10 protein-coding genes are annotated in these 15,396 nt (G+C 70.1%); 6 read left to right on the forward strand and 4 right to left on the reverse strand.

What is annotated here, in order from left to right; all coding sequences use genetic code 11:
• Positions 1–232: 232 nt before the first annotated feature.
• The 3 genes from H293_RS0100415 to H293_RS0100425 all read left to right on the forward strand — a co-directional run bounded on the left by H293_RS0100415 (position 233) and on the right by H293_RS0100425 (position 3,950).
• Complete coding sequence (locus H293_RS0100415; protein WP_020115903.1) at positions 233–1,519, forward strand: sensor histidine kinase; 1,287 nt, start codon at positions 233–235, stop codon at positions 1,517–1,519.
• Positions 1,510–2,163 carry a response regulator gene (locus tag H293_RS0100420; protein WP_020115904.1) on the forward strand — a complete coding sequence of 218 codons (654 nt, stop codon included), beginning with the start codon at positions 1,510–1,512 and terminating at the stop codon, positions 2,161–2,163. Before H293_RS0100415 ends, H293_RS0100420 begins: the two co-directional genes overlap by 10 nt.
• A 182-nt stretch (positions 2,164–2,345) precedes the next feature.
• Positions 2,346–3,950, forward strand: a complete 1,605-nt coding sequence (locus tag H293_RS0100425; protein ID WP_028807420.1) for a DUF1996 domain-containing protein — start codon at positions 2,346–2,348, stop codon at positions 3,948–3,950.
• Between the two features lie 59 nt (positions 3,951–4,009).
• Here H293_RS0100425 and H293_RS0100430 read toward each other — a convergent pair whose 3' ends face one another.
• Positions 4,010–4,447 carry a hypothetical protein gene (locus H293_RS0100430; protein ID WP_007381552.1) on the reverse strand — a complete coding sequence of 146 codons (438 nt, stop codon included), beginning with the start codon at positions 4,445–4,447 and terminating at the stop codon, positions 4,010–4,012.
• Between the two features lie 93 nt (positions 4,448–4,540).
• Between H293_RS0100430 and H293_RS0100435 the strand changes: the two genes are divergently transcribed.
• From H293_RS0100435 to H293_RS0100445, 3 genes are all read left to right on the forward strand, one after another.
• The gene (locus H293_RS0100435; RefSeq protein ID WP_199790116.1) at positions 4,541–5,077 is read left to right on the forward strand and encodes a tetratricopeptide repeat protein; all 537 of its coding nucleotides are present in this window, start codon (positions 4,541–4,543) and stop codon (positions 5,075–5,077) included.
• Between the two features lie 49 nt (positions 5,078–5,126).
• Entirely contained in the window at positions 5,127–7,052 is a 1,926-nt protein-coding gene (locus H293_RS0100440; protein ID WP_020115908.1) for a hypothetical protein, read from the forward strand.
• Positions 7,053–7,130: 78 nt separating this feature from the next.
• Positions 7,131–7,847 carry a TetR/AcrR family transcriptional regulator gene (locus H293_RS0100445; protein WP_106968219.1) on the forward strand — a complete coding sequence of 239 codons (717 nt, stop codon included), beginning with the start codon at positions 7,131–7,133 and terminating at the stop codon, positions 7,845–7,847.
• Here H293_RS0100445 and H293_RS0100450 read toward each other — a convergent pair.
• The 3 genes from H293_RS0100450 to pulA all read right to left on the reverse strand — a co-directional run bounded on the left by H293_RS0100450 (position 7,844) and on the right by pulA (position 15,318).
• Positions 7,844–8,197 carry a 5-carboxymethyl-2-hydroxymuconate Delta-isomerase gene (locus H293_RS0100450; protein ID WP_020115910.1) on the reverse strand — a complete coding sequence of 118 codons (354 nt, stop codon included), beginning with the start codon at positions 8,195–8,197 and terminating at the stop codon, positions 7,844–7,846. The genes H293_RS0100445 and H293_RS0100450 overlap by 4 nt on opposite strands.
• A gap of 28 nt (positions 8,198–8,225) precedes the next feature.
• The gene (locus H293_RS0100455; protein ID WP_028807422.1) at positions 8,226–9,845 is read right to left on the reverse strand and encodes a fused response regulator/phosphatase; all 1,620 of its coding nucleotides are present in this window, start codon (positions 9,843–9,845) and stop codon (positions 8,226–8,228) included.
• Between the two features lie 73 nt (positions 9,846–9,918).
• Entirely contained in the window at positions 9,919–15,318 is a 5,400-nt protein-coding gene (gene pulA / locus H293_RS0100460) for a pullulanase-type alpha-1,6-glucosidase (protein ID WP_028807423.1), read from the reverse strand.
• Between the last annotated feature and the right edge of the window lie 78 nt (positions 15,319–15,396).

Genomic DNA, 15,396 nt, shown 5'->3' on the forward strand with positions numbered 1-15,396 from the left:
GCGCTGCGGCACTGAAACGCCGCCACTTGGTGCCCGCGAGCCTGTCAACAGGCGATTTCCCGGTCATTGCTCGAATGTGAACCCCGTGTTACCTGGCGATGTTGTGGCGCGATTCACGGTGTGAGCGCGCCGAAAGGGGTACGCGCGCGTAGCAGGGGTGTACCTGGCACCACTTTCCGACCGGGCGGCCAGGCCCAGTGACCCGCGTCGCCTGCTCGACCAGACTGGCCGTATGACCATGGAGACGCGGAACGGCAGCTGGGGTACGAGGGCGCGGGGCATCGGGCTCGCGGCCGTGCGGGGGCTCGCACTGGCGCTGGTGACGCTGCCGGGGGCGCTGCTCGGATTCACGCTCAGCCTGGTGTCCATCTGCCTCGTCCCGGTCGGGATCGGGGCCTTCACGACCCCCTGGGTGCTGACGGGCGTGCGCGCCTTCGCGGACTGGCGGCGGGTGCTCGCGGCCGAGTGGTACGGGGTGCGGATCCCGTCGGCGTACCGGCCGATACCGGAGAACGCCCACGCCTGGGCCCGCACCTACGCGATGCTGCGCGACCCGGCGACCTGGCGGGATCTGCGGTGGCTCCAGGTGGACATGACGGCGGGGTTCGTGACGGCGCTGCTGTCGGCGGCGCTCGTCTTCTACCCGCTGGAGGGACTCGCGGTCGCGGCCGGGCTGTGGCGGCCGCTCGCGGAGACGGGTGGCTACTGGTACGGCTTCGTGCGCGTCGCCGACCAGACCTCCGCTCTCGCCGCGGGCGCCCTGGGCATCGCCCTGCTGGCCCTCACCCCGCTCGCGCCCCGTCTGCTGACCCTCCACTTCCGGCTCACCCGGGCCGTACTCGGCGCCGGACAGGGCGAGTTGGCCGAGCGCGTCCGCGTCCTCACCGAGACCCGGCGGGACGCGGTGGACACCTCCGCGGCCGAACTGCGGCGCATCGAGCGGGACCTGCACGACGGGGCGCAGGCCCGTCTGGTCGCCATGGGCATGGACCTCGGCACCATCGAGATGCTCCTCGACAAGGACCCCGCGCAGGCCAAGCGGCTCCTCGCGCAGGCCCGCCAGTCCTCCGCGGACGCGCTCACCGAACTGCGCGACCTGGTGCGCGGCATCCATCCGCCGGTCCTGGCCGAGCGCGGACTGGGCGACGCGGTCAGGGCGTTGGCGCTCAGGATGCCGGTCCCGACCGAGGTGATCGTGGATCTGCCGGGCCGGGCGGACGCTCCCGTGGAGTCCGCCGCCTACTTCGCCGTCAGCGAGGCGCTCACCAACGCGGTCAAGCACTCGGGCGCCGACCGGATCTGGATCGACCTGCATCACGTGAAAGAAGGGCACGTGAAAGAAGGGGCGGGGATGCTGCGGATCACCGTCACCGACAACGGCCGGGGCGGCGCGGTGATCGGGGCCGGTTCGGGCCTGGCCGGAGTCGAGCGGCGGCTGGGTACATTCGACGGCGTCCTGGCCGTCAGCTCGCCCGCGGGCGGCCCCACCATGGTCACCATGGAGATCCCTTGCGTGTAGTCCTGGCCGAAGACCTCTTCCTGCTGCGCGACGGTCTCGTACGACTCCTGGAGGCACACGGCTTCGAGATCGCCGCGGCCGTCGAGAGCGGGCCCGCGCTGGCCCGCGCGCTGGCCGAGCTGGAACCGGACGTCGCGGTGGTCGACGTACGGCTGCCGCCGACGCACACCGACGAGGGGCTGCAGTGCGCCCTGAACGCCCGGCGGGACAGACCCGGGCTGCCGGTGCTGGTGCTCTCGCAGCACGTGGAGCAGCTGTACGCGCGCGAGCTGCTGGCCGACGGCAGCGGCGGGGTGGGGTATCTGCTCAAGGACCGGGTGTTCGACGCCGAGCAGTTCGTGGACGCCGTACGGCGGGTCGCGGCGGGCGGCACGGCGATGGACCCGCAGGTGATCCGACAGCTGCTGGCCCGGCGGGCGGCCGACGACCAGCCGCTCGCCCGGATCACGCCCCGCGAGCGGGAGGTGCTGGAGCTGATGGCGCAGGGGCGGTCGAACGCGGCGATCGCCGGCAAGCTCGTCGTGACAGAACGGGCCATTGCCAAGCACACCGCCAACATCTTCGCCAAACTGGGCCTAGAGGTGTCGGACGATGACAATCGCCGCGTTCTGGCAGTGCTCGCGTTCCTGGACCGGGGCCGGTGAGCAGACCCTCATTCTCTGTAACTCCTGCTGCTCAAGCGGCTGTTGTCGCCCCGGGTCCCGGTAAACCTCTGATTTGTTTGTGGGACGGCTGAACACCCATGGGGCCCCCTGCGTATGGGAGGGCGCCGCTTCACTCCTGTCGGGCGCCTCGATGGCCCGGAAAAGGAAGTCAGAGGAGTTCCATGGGACGCAATACACGTAAACGCCGCTCGTCGATGGCCACGAAGGCCATAGCCGCGTCGGCGGCCCTAGCGCTCGGTGGGGGCGGGCTGATCTGGGCGAACTTCTACGCTTCGGCGCACGAGTCGAACAACAACGGCTGGTCCCAGAACCAGACCAAGGCCGCCGCCGCGCAGGTCGCGACCATCTCGTGCCCCGACGTCGGTCAGAAGCTGACGAACGTGCCTCAGAACGCGCGTCAGGGGGTGGCCACGGAGCTGGCCAACCTGGACAAGCAGATCACCGAGGCGTACGCCAGGCTCGCCTCGACGCGGCAGGCTCAGGCGAATGACTCGGGCTTCGTCCAGAACGCCATCGTCGGTCCCCTGAAGGAGAAGCGGGCGGCCACGATCGACCGGATCCGCATCGACATCCAGCGGGTCGGGGGTCAGTTCAACACCTCACTCAGCCAGTTGGCAGCCTGCACGACGCAGGCCGCGGCCCCGCAGACCAACGCCGGCGGTGGCCAGCAGCAGAACGGTGGTCAGCAGCAGAACGGTGGTCAGCAGCAGAACGGCGGCCAGCAGCAAAATGGTGGCCAGCAGCAGAACGGTGGCCAGCAGAACAACGGCGGCCAGCAGAACGGTGGTCAGCAGAACGGCGGCCAGCAGCAGGGCAACGGCGGACAGGGCGGCAACGGCCCGGTCGCGGCCGACTTCGTGGACATCACCAAGGTCCAGGGCAACGCCCAGCTCGGCGTGGGGGCCAACGGCCTGAAGGCCAACGGCAACTCGGGCTCGCGGGGCAGCTTCACCACGAAGTGCGGCACCAACGCGAACAAGAACCACAACACGGACAACGTGATCGTGGCTCCCGGTGTCGCCAACGGCGCCCACCACCTGCACGACTACGTCGGCAACCAGAGCAACGACGCCTTCGCGAGCGACCAGGAGCTGGCGGCGGCACAGTCCACCTGCCAGAACCAGGGCGACAAGTCCTCGTACTTCTGGCCGGTGCTGCGTCTGCAGAACGGCACGCAGGACTTCGACCAGAACAACGACGGCGGTGGCAAGGAAGGCAACGTCGGCAAGATCCTGCAGGCCTCCCAGGCGCAGATCAAGTTCGTCGGCAACAAGAAGGGCAACGTCGTCGCGATGCCGACCGCCCTGCGCATCATCACCGGTGACGCCAAGGCCTTCGTCAACGGCAACGCCAACGCCAACGTGAACTGGTCCTGCACCGGCTTCGAGAACAAGGTGCAGCTGCACGACAAGTACCCGATCTGCCCGCAGGGCAGCCAGGTGGTGCGCACGACCAACTTCCAGAGCTGCTGGGACGGTCAGAACATCGACAGCGCCAACCACCGCACGCACGTGGCCTTCGCCGCGGCGGACGGCTCCTGCGCCAACGGCTTCAAGGCGATCCCGCAGCTCCAGGTCCGGCTCGTGTACAACGTCCCGGCCCCGAAGCTGCAGAACGGCACGGTGGTCAACCCCTACGCGGTGGACACCTTCCCGGAGAACCTGCACAAGCCGATCACCGACCACAACGACTTCATCAACTTCTTCTCCCAGAACACGATGAACAAGATGGTCAACTGCATCAACACCGGCAAGAAGTGCCAGTGACGCACTGAGAAAGCCGGCGGTGAGAATCTCTCACCGCCGGCTTTCGCGTGTTCGCGTCCTCAGTGGGCCGAGTGCGTGGCACCCATCTTCGAGTGGTCCGTGCCCTCCTCGATGTCCCCGCCCAGCGTCTTGCGCAGCACCGTCACCGTCTTGGTGGTGTCACCGACGGCGACCCACTTGCGGCCGACCAGGAAGTGACCGCCGTAGTCCTTGGCGCCGTTGATCCACTCGCGCTGGCCGCGGTCGGTGGCGAAGGTGGCGAGGATGAACTTGCCGTCGGCGTCCTTGGACTTCTTGCACACGGCCTGGCGCAGCTCGTCGGCGTCGATCTGGATGTTGGGCGTGCACTTCACCTCGGCGGCCAGGTGCTCCAGACTCCCGGTGGCCGCGGACGGCACCGCGGCGACGGCCTTCGCGTCACCGCCGGATCCGCAGCCCGCGAGCGCCAGCACCGCGGCCGCGCCGGTCAGCGCGAGCATCGGTCGGGTCAACCTCATCTGTTCCTCCGGTCACGGGGTCACGTCGGACGGGCCCCGGCGGGGGTCCGTCTCCTCCCATACGGCTGCGGAGCGCGGGACGCTCAAATCCTGATGTTGTCACGGGTACGGCTGTGCGAAAGTGAGCCGGTGAACGATGACTGGGAGAAGCGGGTCGACGCCGCCTGGGCGACCTTCGACGAGTATCCGGAAGAGCGGGCGGCCGAGTTCCGGGCCGTGATCGACGCGCTCGTGGCCGAGCTGCCGGACGGCAGTCCGCTCGATCCGTTCGAGCGGGCCTGCGCGTGGGACTCGACGGGGCACTCCGACAAGGCGGCCCCGCTGTACCGGGAGGCCATCGCGAACGGGCTGTCCGGATACAAGGGGCGGCGCGCCAAGATCCAGCTGTCGAGCTCCCTGCGGAACATCGGGCAGGCGGAGGAGGGCGTCAAGCTGCTCACCCCCGAACTGGACGCCCCGTCGGACGAGTTGGACGACGCGGTACGCGCCACGCTCGCGTTGTGCCTGTCCAGCCTCGGCCGCGACCGTGAGGGGCTCTCGCTGGTCCTGGGCGCCCTCGCCCCCCATCTGCCGCGCTACCAGCGGTCGATGGCCAACTACGCGCGTGCCTTGGTCGACCCGGAGGGCTGATTCGCCCGGGCGGCGGTGACCAACCAACGATTCGCTCGTTCTGCTGAACGTGCAGTCACAGGATGTCGCCCCGCGCCCCGCACCCGCCTCCGGCTCCGCCGCCGACCCCGTCGTCGATGTCGAGCAGGCCGAGGCCGCGCTCGTCGAGCACTACCCCCGGCTGGTCAGGATCGCCTATCTGGTACTGCCGCCGGGCCTCGGCCGGGGCCGGCGGGTCCTGACCGCGCACGCCCTCACCCAGCGTGCCCTGCCGCGGGGCCGCACGGCGGCGCCCGTGATCCCGGCCCAGTCGGCCGGCCGCGAGGGGGACCCCGGCTACGCCTTCGTCCGCCTCCAGGTGGTGCGTACGGCGCTGGAGGCCGGCCTGCCGCTCAGGCGCCGGGCGTGGCCCAAGCGCTCCCAGCTCCCGCCACTGCTCCCCCAGGTGTGGGGCCTCAGGCTCTTCCCGCGCTCCGGCGGCGCCGACGAACTCGCCCTGGACCAGCGGCTGTCGGCCATGTCCGGACCGGCCCGCGCCGCCTGTGTCCTGCGCGGTCTGGAGAAGCTTCCCGAAGGTGACGTACGGGAGCTGCTGACGGCGGCGGGCGTGGCCGACGTGGACGCTGCGCTCGACGAGGCCGCCGGTGCCGAGGACGCGTACGCCCTCCTCGACTCCCCCGAGTTCGACCCCTGTTCGCTCCAGGCCCGCCCCACCGACCTGATGCGTCGCAGGCAGCACATGAAGGCCGCGCTCGCCGCCGCTGCGGCCGTCGCCGTGTGCGGGGCGCTGCTCGGCATGCCCGGCGATGGCTGGGGCCCCGACGGCGCCGCCGCGCCCCCCTACGCGCAGAACCCCGCCGCCCGGGCCGCCCTGAACCCGGCCCTGCTGCTCAAGGTCCCGGCCGCCGCGTGGGAGTCCTCGGCGCGCACCGACTTCTCCGTGTGGCCCGCGCGCGGCGACCTCACCGGCGACCGCGCCCTGCTGCGCCGCGCGCTCGCGGTCTGGGCCCGCCCCGGCGAGAGCGTCCAGGTCTCCGCGACCCCCGGCACCCCCTCGGGCGGCCCCTCCGGCCCGCCGCAGCTCCTGTACGCCGGGACCGTCGACAACGCGCGCGTGGTGCTCCTCTACGACGGTCTGCGCATCGTCCGCTACGCCGAGCCGCGGGACGGCACCAAGGGCGCCGCCCTCGACTTCGCCCGGGTCGACGGCGCGGACCGGGCCGGGGCGGGCGCGGTCGTACTGGGCCGGGCCGATGGCAACATCCGTTATCTGACGGCTCCTTGGGTGACGAAGGCCGCCGAGCGGGACCTGCTGAAGCCGAGTTCCGGTGTCATGGATCTCACGCTCACCGGCGGCGCCACCGCGCCCATGGCGGGCCCGGCGCAGAGCGGCGCCTGCACCTCCTGGAACGTGCTCCAGCTGACGGACGCCTCCGGCACCCGGCTGCTGACCGACCTGGGCGAACTGGTGCCGGCCCGCCTCACCACGGGGCGTCCCGGGTCCGTGAAGGACGCCTCCGGAGCGGGGGCGCTGCGCGCCTGGGCGCCGTACGCCTGCTCACTCGGTGCGATGCGCTCCTCGGGCGTGCGCAGTGTGAACGCCTGGGCGTACGCGTCGCAGCCGCTGCCCGACACGGGCGGGGCGGCCGACTGGGTGTGCACCCGTGCCGAGACCTGGCAGGGCGGCGGGGAGCGGGTGCTGGCCCAGTTCCACACGCCCGGCTCGACCTACGGGGCGGTCGCGGCGAAGGCCGAGAACGTGCCGGCGTGCGGGGCGAAGGATCCGCAGGTGCTGGCCGGGGTGCTGTGGAAGTCCGGGACCGGCTCCTGGTACCTGCTGGCGGCGGGCAGCCGGGGGACGTCGTCGATCAGTGCGACGGGCGGGGTGACGGGTTCCACCCGGGGCAACCTGCTGGCGGTGAAGGCCGAGCAGGGGGGCCAGGCCGAGCTGAAGGGGACCCTGGAGGACGGGCGGGCGGTCAGCGGGCTCCGGTAGAGAGCCGGTGCCGGACATGTGAACACCGCTGGCCGGACCGGACCGTTCCGGGCCGGATTCGATCGGTAAGGTGTTCGTATGACAACCGGGGTCCGTCGAAGAATGGGAGTCGAGGAACGGCGTCAGCAGTTGATCGGCGTCGCCCTCGAACTGTTCGCCCGCCGCTCGCCCGACGAGGTCTCCATCGACGAGATAGCGTCGGCGGCCGGTATCTCGCGACCGCTGGTCTACCACTACTTCCCCGGCAAACTCAGCCTGTACGAAGCCGCGTTGAAGCGGGCGGCGGAGGATCTCGCGAGCCGCTTCGAGGAACCGCACCAGGGCTCGCTGGGCGGGCGGCTGCTGCGGGTGATGCGCCGGTTCTTCGACTTCGTGGACGAACACGGGCCGGGTTTCTCGGCGTTGATGCGCGGCGGGCCCGCCGTGTCCGCGGGCGGAGCCCACTCGATGAGCCACGTCTCGGCGACGAACGCGCTCATCGACTCCGTACGGCAGGTCGCCTACGAGCAGATCCTGTCGCATCTGAAGGTGACGGAGCCGCCCGCGCGCCTGGAGCTGCTCATCCGCTCCTGGATCTCGCTCGTCGAGTCGACGGCCCTGATCTGGCTGGACGGCCGCCGTATCCCGCGTGCCGAGCTGGAGATCCAGCTCGTGCACGACTTCGCCGCGCTGGCCGCCGTGAGCGCGGCCTACGACGAGGAGATGACCGCGCTGCTGCGGCAGATGCTCAGGGACGAGCCGCACGACGGCCCGTTCACCGACCTCGCCGCCCGGCTGATCACGCTGGCCTCCTAGAGCACGGCCTTGGTGTAGGAGGCGTCCAGGTCGCGCACCTCTGCGGAGAGGTGCACGGTGACACCGTCCGCGGGTCCGACGTGCTTGCGCAGCAGTTCCACGACGGCCTCGGTCAGCTTCGCCTTGGTCTCCTCGGACCGTCCGGCGAGCAGGGCGATCGTGACGTTCACGATCGCGTGGTTCACCTTCTCGCCGCCGACCGCCTCGTCCTCGGTGCGCAGCACCCGGGTCTTGCACGCCTCCAGCTTCGCGGCCGCCGTCTCGACGACGACCGGGTGCAGCGCCAGGGCGAACTCCTCCCAGTCGACATGGTCGAGATACGGGGAGCGTTCGATCGTGATCTGCGGCATGGGCACTCCTGTTCTACGACGGCACAGGTCACCCTAGCCGCAGTGCCAGCATGGCGATGTCGTCCTCCCGGTCGTGGCCGAAGGTGTCCAGGAGGGTGTCGCACAGCGCGTCCAGTCCGGGCAGGGCACCCGCGGAGGCCGCGCGCAGGTGTTCCAGGGAGGCCGTGAGGTCGGTGCCGCGGGTCTCGATCAGGCCGTCGGTGACCATGAGGAGCCGGTCGGTGGGTTCGAGGAACAGCTCGGTGGCCGGCGGATGGGGCAGGCCGATCCCGAGCAGCGGACCGGCCGCCTCGGCGTAGTCGGCGGTGCCGTGGTCGCGGACGATCAGCGGCGGGATGTGACCGGCGTTGGCGATCCGGGTGCGCCCGGTGTCCGGGTCGATCAGGGCCAGGCAGACGGTGGCCGTGGTGTCGGGGTGGTAGCGCCGCAGGGTCCGGTCGAGGCGCTCGGCGAGCACGGCGGGGTCGCTCTCGTCGACCGCGTAGGCGCGTAGCGCGTGCCGGAGTTCGACCATGACGGTCGCCGCGTCCAGCGAGTGCCCGACGACGTCGCCGACCGCGGTCAGCACGCCCTCGTCCACGCGCAGCGCGGCGTAGAAGTCGCCGCCGATCTCGGTCTGCCGGGAGGCGGGGACGTAGCGGACCACGACGTCGATGCCCGGCAGGTCGGGCAGCCGGTGCGGCTGGGGCAGGAAGCTGTGCTGGAGGGTGAGGGCGACATGCCGCTCGACCTTGTACATGAGCAGCGGCTCGGCGGCCAGCGCGGTGGCCTGCGCCAGCTGGGCCAGCAGGGCCTCGCCCTCAAGACCCACCCTGCGCATCCCGCGCGCGGGCGCGGCCAGGCACACCGGGGCCCGGCCGTCCTGGCTGACGACGAGCGCGAGGCGGGCGTCGTGCTGGACCCCGGGCCGGAAGAACCCGGCGGGCCACAGCGGCGCCGGCACGGTGGTGAGCTGCACTCCGGCCTGCCCCCGGGTGAGCCGGCGCAGCAGAGTGCTGACGGCCCGGTCGGCGGCCTCGTCGGGCAGTGCGACGGGGATGCGGTCGCGGGACAGGCCGCGGTAGAGCTGGTCGTCCTGGTCGAGGACGAAGACCGCGGCCGGGGTTCCGGTGAGCCGCGAGACCCCCTCGGCGGCCGCGTCGGACAGTTCCTGAAGGGTGCGTGCCGACTGGATGGTGACGATCGTCTCGGAGAGCAGGGTGAGCCGTCGTACGAGCGCCCGGTCGCCGGCCCGCAGTTGCGCGTTGCGTACGGCGGCCCGGACCACCGCCTCGATCTCCAGGGGCTCGGCGGGCACCTTCAGATAGGCCTCGACGCCCCCGTCCAGGCCCTGGCAGAGGTCGGCCGGGGGCGAGGCCGCGGCCGAGAAGTGCACGACGGGCATCCCGGCCGTGTGCGGACGCTCCTTGAACAGTCGGCACAGGTCGAAGCCGCTCATGTCGGGCAGCCCCACGTCGACCAGCGCCACGTCCGGCAGGGTGCCCTTGAGCAGCCGGGTGTCGAGTTCGGCCAGGGCCTCGCCGCCGGTGGCGACCGGTACGACCCGGTGGCCCGCGCGGCTCAGCACGCTGCCCATGGCGTACCGGCTGGCCTCCATGTCATCCACGACCATCACGGTCGTGCCTGTCAGCTTGCCTCTTGCATCCATCTGTCAGCCCTCGGGCAACACCGGTGGAGCAGACCGGGGTTCGGGGTCTGCTCCACCAAGGTAATGCGTTCAGCTAGAGATGGCGGATGAAAACAGCCACGGTCCGTGCCGGAACGGCGAACGTACCGGATTCCTTCGCGTAGGACGCCTCCTTGACGGTAGAGTCCGCCCCTGCCCGCTGCACGGGGTGCAGCCGGTAGGTGCTTCCGGCCAGGGCGTCGACCCGCTGGCTCTGTGTCTTCGGCGTCGCGTTGAAGACGACGACGAGATCACCGAGTTCCATCGTGATCACACCGGGCGTCTCGTCCTTGCCGGACAGCGGGAAGGACAGCCGCGACCGCACCTGCTCCGCCGTGCCGAGCGAGAACGCCTTCTCCGTCGTACGGATCCTCAGCAGGTCCCGGTACGCGGCCGACGCCCCCTCGATCTGCGCGCAACCGATCTTCACCGAGCTCAACAGCGGTTTGGCGTACGGCCACTTGGAGGCGTTGTCGGCCGCCATGGGCAGTCCGCGGCCGAAGCCGTTGCCGTCCCGGCAGTTCCAGTGGATCGCGTTGAACCAGTCGCCGCTGTCGAAGGAGTTGCGGTCCAGGGACTTGGAGCGCAGCAGGTCGGTGCCCGCCTGGGAGAGCGCCGGGCCCTGCGAGAGGGCGGCCGTGGCCAGGGCGAGGACCTGCATCCGGGCCCGGTCGGAGGCGCTGGTGCCGACGGGCAGTTTGTACGTCAGCGCGTCGAACAGCGACTCGTTGTCGTGCGCGTCGGCGTAGGCGAGGGCGTCGCCGGGCGCGTCCGCGTATCCGGCGGGCTGCCCGTTGTAGTCGACCTGGGCGCCCGTGACCTCCTTGCCGTCGGTGTCGGTGAAGGCGAACTGCTTGAGGTTGCCGGACAGGCCCACCTTGATGAGGTCCTGGTAGTGGAGCAGACGGGCCTTCTGCTGCGCCTCGGTCCCGTTCGCCGTGGAGGTGTTGGGGTCCGTGTACAGCCCGGACGCGAAGCCCTGGACGCCGGGGTCCTCGTCGAAGGGGCCGCCGCCGCGTACGGCGTCACGGGCGCGGTCGGAGAAGGTCGCGATCCCGGTCCCGGCCATGTTCTTCTGCGTGGCCTGCACGAAGCGGGCGTCGTCGGCGACCTCGCCGAAGTTCCAGCCCTCGCCGTAGAGGATAATCTTCTTGCCGTCGACGCCGTCCTTCTTGAGGGTGAGCGCGTCGAGGGCCTTGCGCACGGCCAGGATGTTGGCCTTGGGGTGGTGGCCCATCAGGTCGAAGCGGAAGCCGTCGACCTTGTACTCCCTGGCCCAGGTGACGAGGGAGTCCACGACCAGCTTGCCCATCATGGCGTTCTCGGTCGCGGTGTTGGCGCAGCAGGTGCTGTTGGCGACCGAGCCGTCGGCGAGGAGGCGCTGGTAGTAACCCGGGACGACCTTGTCGAGGACGCTGGTGTCCGCCTGACCGCTGGCCGCGGTGTGGTTGTAGACGACGTCCATGACGACCCGCAGACCGTCACCGTTGAGCGCCTTGACCATCTTGCGGAACTCGACCGTGCGCTCGGTGCCGTCCGGGTCGGTGGCGTACGAACCCTCAGGGACCGTGTAGTGGTACGGGTCGTAGCCCCAGTTGAAGGCGTCCTTCGCGGCGGTCTTCGCGACGCACTCCTGCTGCCGGTCGGAGTCGGCCGGGTAGGAGGCGAGGTGGCAGTCGGGGGTCGCCTGGTCGGACTTCTTCTCGGGGATGGTCGCGATGTCGAAGGCGGGCAGCAGGTGCACGTACGACGTGCCCGACTTCGCCAGCTCACGCAGGTGCTCGGAGCCGTCGCTGTTCTTGTCGGTGAAGGCCAGGTACGTACCGGGGTGCTCCGCCGTCTTGTCGGCGATCGAGAAGTCCCGGATGTGCAGCTCCTGGATCTGCGCGTCCTTGAGCGGGGTGGCCTTCGGCTTGGTGTACGACGTCCAGCCCGACGGGGCCAGGGACTTGTCGTCGAGGTCGACGACGAGGCTGCGCTCGGAGTCGGTGGTCAGGGCGACCGAGTAGGGATCGGTGACCTTGTTGGTTACGAGCTTCTGGACGCTGGGCGCCCAGACCTTCACGAGGTACCGGTACTCCTTGCCCCTCCAGGACTTCGGACCGGTGACGGACCAGACGCCGGTCTTCGGGTCGCGCTTCATGGCGACAGTGGAGCCGCCGAGTTCCAGCTGCACGGACTGCGCGGTCGGCGCCCAGACCGAGAGCGTCGGGCGTCCCTTGCTGAACGTCGGCCCGAGATCCGCCTTCCTCGCCGCATCCGCGTACAGGTCGTCGAGGACGCCGGCGATCTGGACGCCGGTCGCCGCGAGGACGGCGCCGTTCGCGGCCCGTTGGGAGGCGACGACCTGACCGCTGAGGGCCTGACGGACCCGGTCGCGGTCACGGGGGTCGACGGTCCAAGCGGTGTACGCCTTCAGGTGCGGGAACTTCTCCTTCTGGGCGTCGGTGAGGCTCGTCTTGGTCAGCCGCAGCCAGCGCTCGTCGCCGCTGGTCAGCGTGGAGTCCTTGACCGCGATCGAGCCGTCACGGCTGTAGAGGAGCTGGGTGGAGGCGGCGGCGTCGGAGCCGTTCCAGGCGACCGTGTTCCGGTCGATCCAGACCGCCTTGGAGGTGGTCAGGTCGAGCGCGGCGGCGGACCCGGCGGGCTGCGGGAGGAGGTACTTCTCCTGACCGTTCAGCAGCCACACCTCGTGGCCGTTCGCCGTGAGGTCGAGCGACTGGTCAGACGGCAGGTCCTTTGCGTCGCCCTTGTGGATGATGTAACTGAGGCTCGTGGCACCGCCGTTGAGGGGTACCTCGTAGACCGTGCCGTAGGCGTCGGTCCGCACCGGCTCCAGCGGCTTCGACCAGTCGGTGGGGTTCGCGGCGCCCGTCCAGACGTGCAGCCCCCAGCCGTCGTAGTCGCCGTCGGCGCGGTGGTAGTGAAGGACGGCCTTGGTCTTGTCCTGCGCCGGATAGTCCGGCTTCTCGGTCAGGACGTCCGTCTTGCCCTGCTCGATCCAGACCTCACCGGTCTTGGTGACGTCGATCGTGCGGTCGGTGGAGACGTCCTTGTTGCCGTCCTTGTCGATGACGAGGAAGCCGACGCTGGAGGCACCGGGCTTCAGCTTGACGTAGGCGAAGGCGCCGTACGCGTCCCGGCCGACGAAGGGATGACTGTTCGGCCAGGTGGTGGACTCGCCGTCGGCGAGGTCGCCCCAGGCGTACAGGCCCCAGTCGGCGTAGTCGCCGTCGGCACGCTTGTAGTGGACGACCGCGTAGTCGCGGGAGGAGGCGGTGGGGGTCTCCGCGGCGGGCGGGGTGCCGGTCACGGACTCCGCTGACGCTGACGCGGTGCGTCCCGTCGAGTCGACGACAACCGCCTTGTAGCGCAGGGCGGGTCCTGCCGGAGTGTCCTTGCCGATGGTCTGGGTGACCTTGTAGGGGGCGTGGTCGGCGGAGCCGAGGGTCTGCCACTTGCCGTTGCCGGTCTGCGCCGCGAAGACGACCCGGTTGAGCTGTCCGCCCTGCACGTCGGCGGTGAGCTCGACGGTGCCGGTGGCGCCGGGGGCCGGGGCCTTGAGGGTGAGCGTCGGCTTCGTGGCGGGCGCGGCGAGCTTTCCGGCTGCCTTGAGGACGATCGCCGAACCGGCGGGAACGGTGACGGTGATCTTCTTGTCGGCGTCGGAGGTAACGCTTGAGGCACCCCCGTAGATCCCCTTGAACGCCATGCTCGCCGATCCGGTCGCGAACGTCGCCGACTTGGCCTCGCCCGCGTTGTTGAAGGCGACGACGTACTCCCGGCCGGTCTTCGCGTCGGTGCGGGAGAAGGCGTAGACCCCGGCCCCGTCGGCCGCGTACCGCTCCTGCTGGGCTCCGTCGGTCAGCGCCGGGTTGGCCTTGCGGAGCCCCGCCAGTTCCGCGATCTGCCGGTAGAGCGGGGCACCGGTGTCGTACGCGTCGCTCGCGTGCGTGCGGTCGGTGCCGATCTCGTCGTCGTCCAGGTAGTCCGCGGTCCTGGACGCGAACATCGTCTGGCGGGCGTCCTTGTCGCCGCCGGCGCCGGTGAAGCCCTGTTCGTCGCCGTAGTAGACGACGGGGTTGCCGCGGCTGAGGAACATCAGCTCGTTGGCGAGCTTGTCCTTGGCGAGCAGTTCGGCGTCGCCGGCCTTGGGGTTGTCCTGGTTCAGGAAGTACCCGATGCGGCCCATGTCGTGGTTGCCGAGGAAGGTGACCTGCTCGTAGGCGTTGGCCTTGTCGGTCGTGTACTTGTAGTCGTCGCCGAAGACGCCCGCGAGCTTCTGCGCACTGCCGCCCTGGGAGGCGTACTGCCGTGCCGCCTCCTGGAAGGGGAAGTCCAGCGTGGCGTCGAGACGGCCCTGGGTGACGTACGGCGAGGTGATCGACGTGTCGGCGGAGTAGACCTCGCCGAACATGAAGAAGTCCTTGCGGCCCTGCTTGGCCGCGTAGGCGTCGAGGGCCGTGGCCCACTGGGTCCAGAAATCCATGTTCACGTGCTTCACGGTGTCGATCCGGAAGCCGTCGATGTCGAAGGCCCTGACCCAGCGCTGGTAGATCTTCTCCATGCCGGAGACGACCTCGGGACGCTCGGTCCACAGGTCGTCGAGGCCGGAGAAGTCGCCGTAGGAGGACGACTCACCAGCGAACGTGGAGTCGCCACGGTTGTGGTACATCGTCGGGTCGTTGAGCCAGGACGGGACCTTGGCGCTCCTGCTGGTGACCGTGGGTGTGCGCGGGAAGGAGTCGGCGTCGACCCCCGGGAAGTCACCCGTTCCTGCGTAGTCCGCGTCGTCGAACGGCTCGCCGTCTTTCGTCAGATACGGGAACGCGCCCTTGGAGAGGTAGTCGTAGGACTTCTCTTCATAGTCGACTATGTCGGCGGTGTGGTTGGTGATGACGTCGAAGAAGACCTTCATGCCCTTGGCGTGGGCCTTGGAGATGAGGGTTTCCAGGTCCTTGTTGGTGCCGAAGTGCGGGTCGACCTGGGTGAAGTCCGTGATCCAGTACCCGTGATAGCCGGCGGAGGCGTTGCTCCCCGTCCCCTGCACGGGCCGGTTCTTGAAGATCGGCGCCATCCAGATTGCGGTGGTGCCGAGCCCCTTGATGTAGTCGAGCTTCTTGGTCAGGCCCTTGAGGTCGCCGCCCTGGTAGAAGCCCTTGTCGGTGGGGTCGTAGCCGGTGCTGAGGCGCGTGCCCGTCAGGCCGCCCTTGTCGTTGCCGGTGTCGCCGTTGGCGAAACGGTCCGGCAGGACGAAGTAGAACTGCTCACGGGTGTCGTCGTGCCGGGCCGGTTCTGCGGCGAGCTTCGCGTCGGAGGGCGGGGGCGGCGGGGTGTCCGCCCGGGCGGACAGCGGCTGGACGAGCGCTGCGGCCAGCGCGGTCGCGGTGACCGCGGCGACCCGTCCGGCATGCGTGGTGCGGCGCCTGGACGGCACCGGCCATCTCGGTATCACAGACGTGGACTCCTTGCGATGTACGGCTCTGCGGGTCCGACCCCGCGTGACCGTATCGCCGCCGCAAGGTTTACAGCA

Origin of the sequence: Streptomyces canus 299MFChir4.1 (genome assembly GCF_000383615.1) — a bacterium.
Classification (GTDB): Bacteria; Actinomycetota; Actinomycetes; order Streptomycetales; family Streptomycetaceae; genus Streptomyces; species Streptomyces canus_C.

Bases quoted from the DNA above. Each gene is read 5' to 3' on its own strand.
- H293_RS0100415 (WP_020115903.1), top strand. From the start codon at position 233: ATGACCATGGAGACGCGGAACGGCAGCTGGGGTACGAGGGCGCGGGGC.
- H293_RS0100425 (WP_028807420.1), top strand. From the start codon at position 2,346: ATGGGACGCAATACACGTAAACGCCGCTCGTCGATGGCCACGAAGGCC.
- H293_RS0100430 (WP_007381552.1), bottom strand. From the start codon at position 4,447: ATGAGGTTGACCCGACCGATGCTCGCGCTGACCGGCGCGGCCGCGGTG.
- H293_RS0100435 (WP_199790116.1), top strand. From the start codon at position 4,541: ATGTTGTCACGGGTACGGCTGTGCGAAAGTGAGCCGGTGAACGATGAC.
- H293_RS0100445 (WP_106968219.1), top strand. From the start codon at position 7,131: ATGACAACCGGGGTCCGTCGAAGAATGGGAGTCGAGGAACGGCGTCAG.
- H293_RS0100450 (WP_020115910.1), bottom strand. From the start codon at position 8,197: ATGCCGCAGATCACGATCGAACGCTCCCCGTATCTCGACCATGTCGAC.
- H293_RS0100455 (WP_028807422.1), bottom strand. From the start codon at position 9,845: ATGGATGCAAGAGGCAAGCTGACAGGCACGACCGTGATGGTCGTGGAT.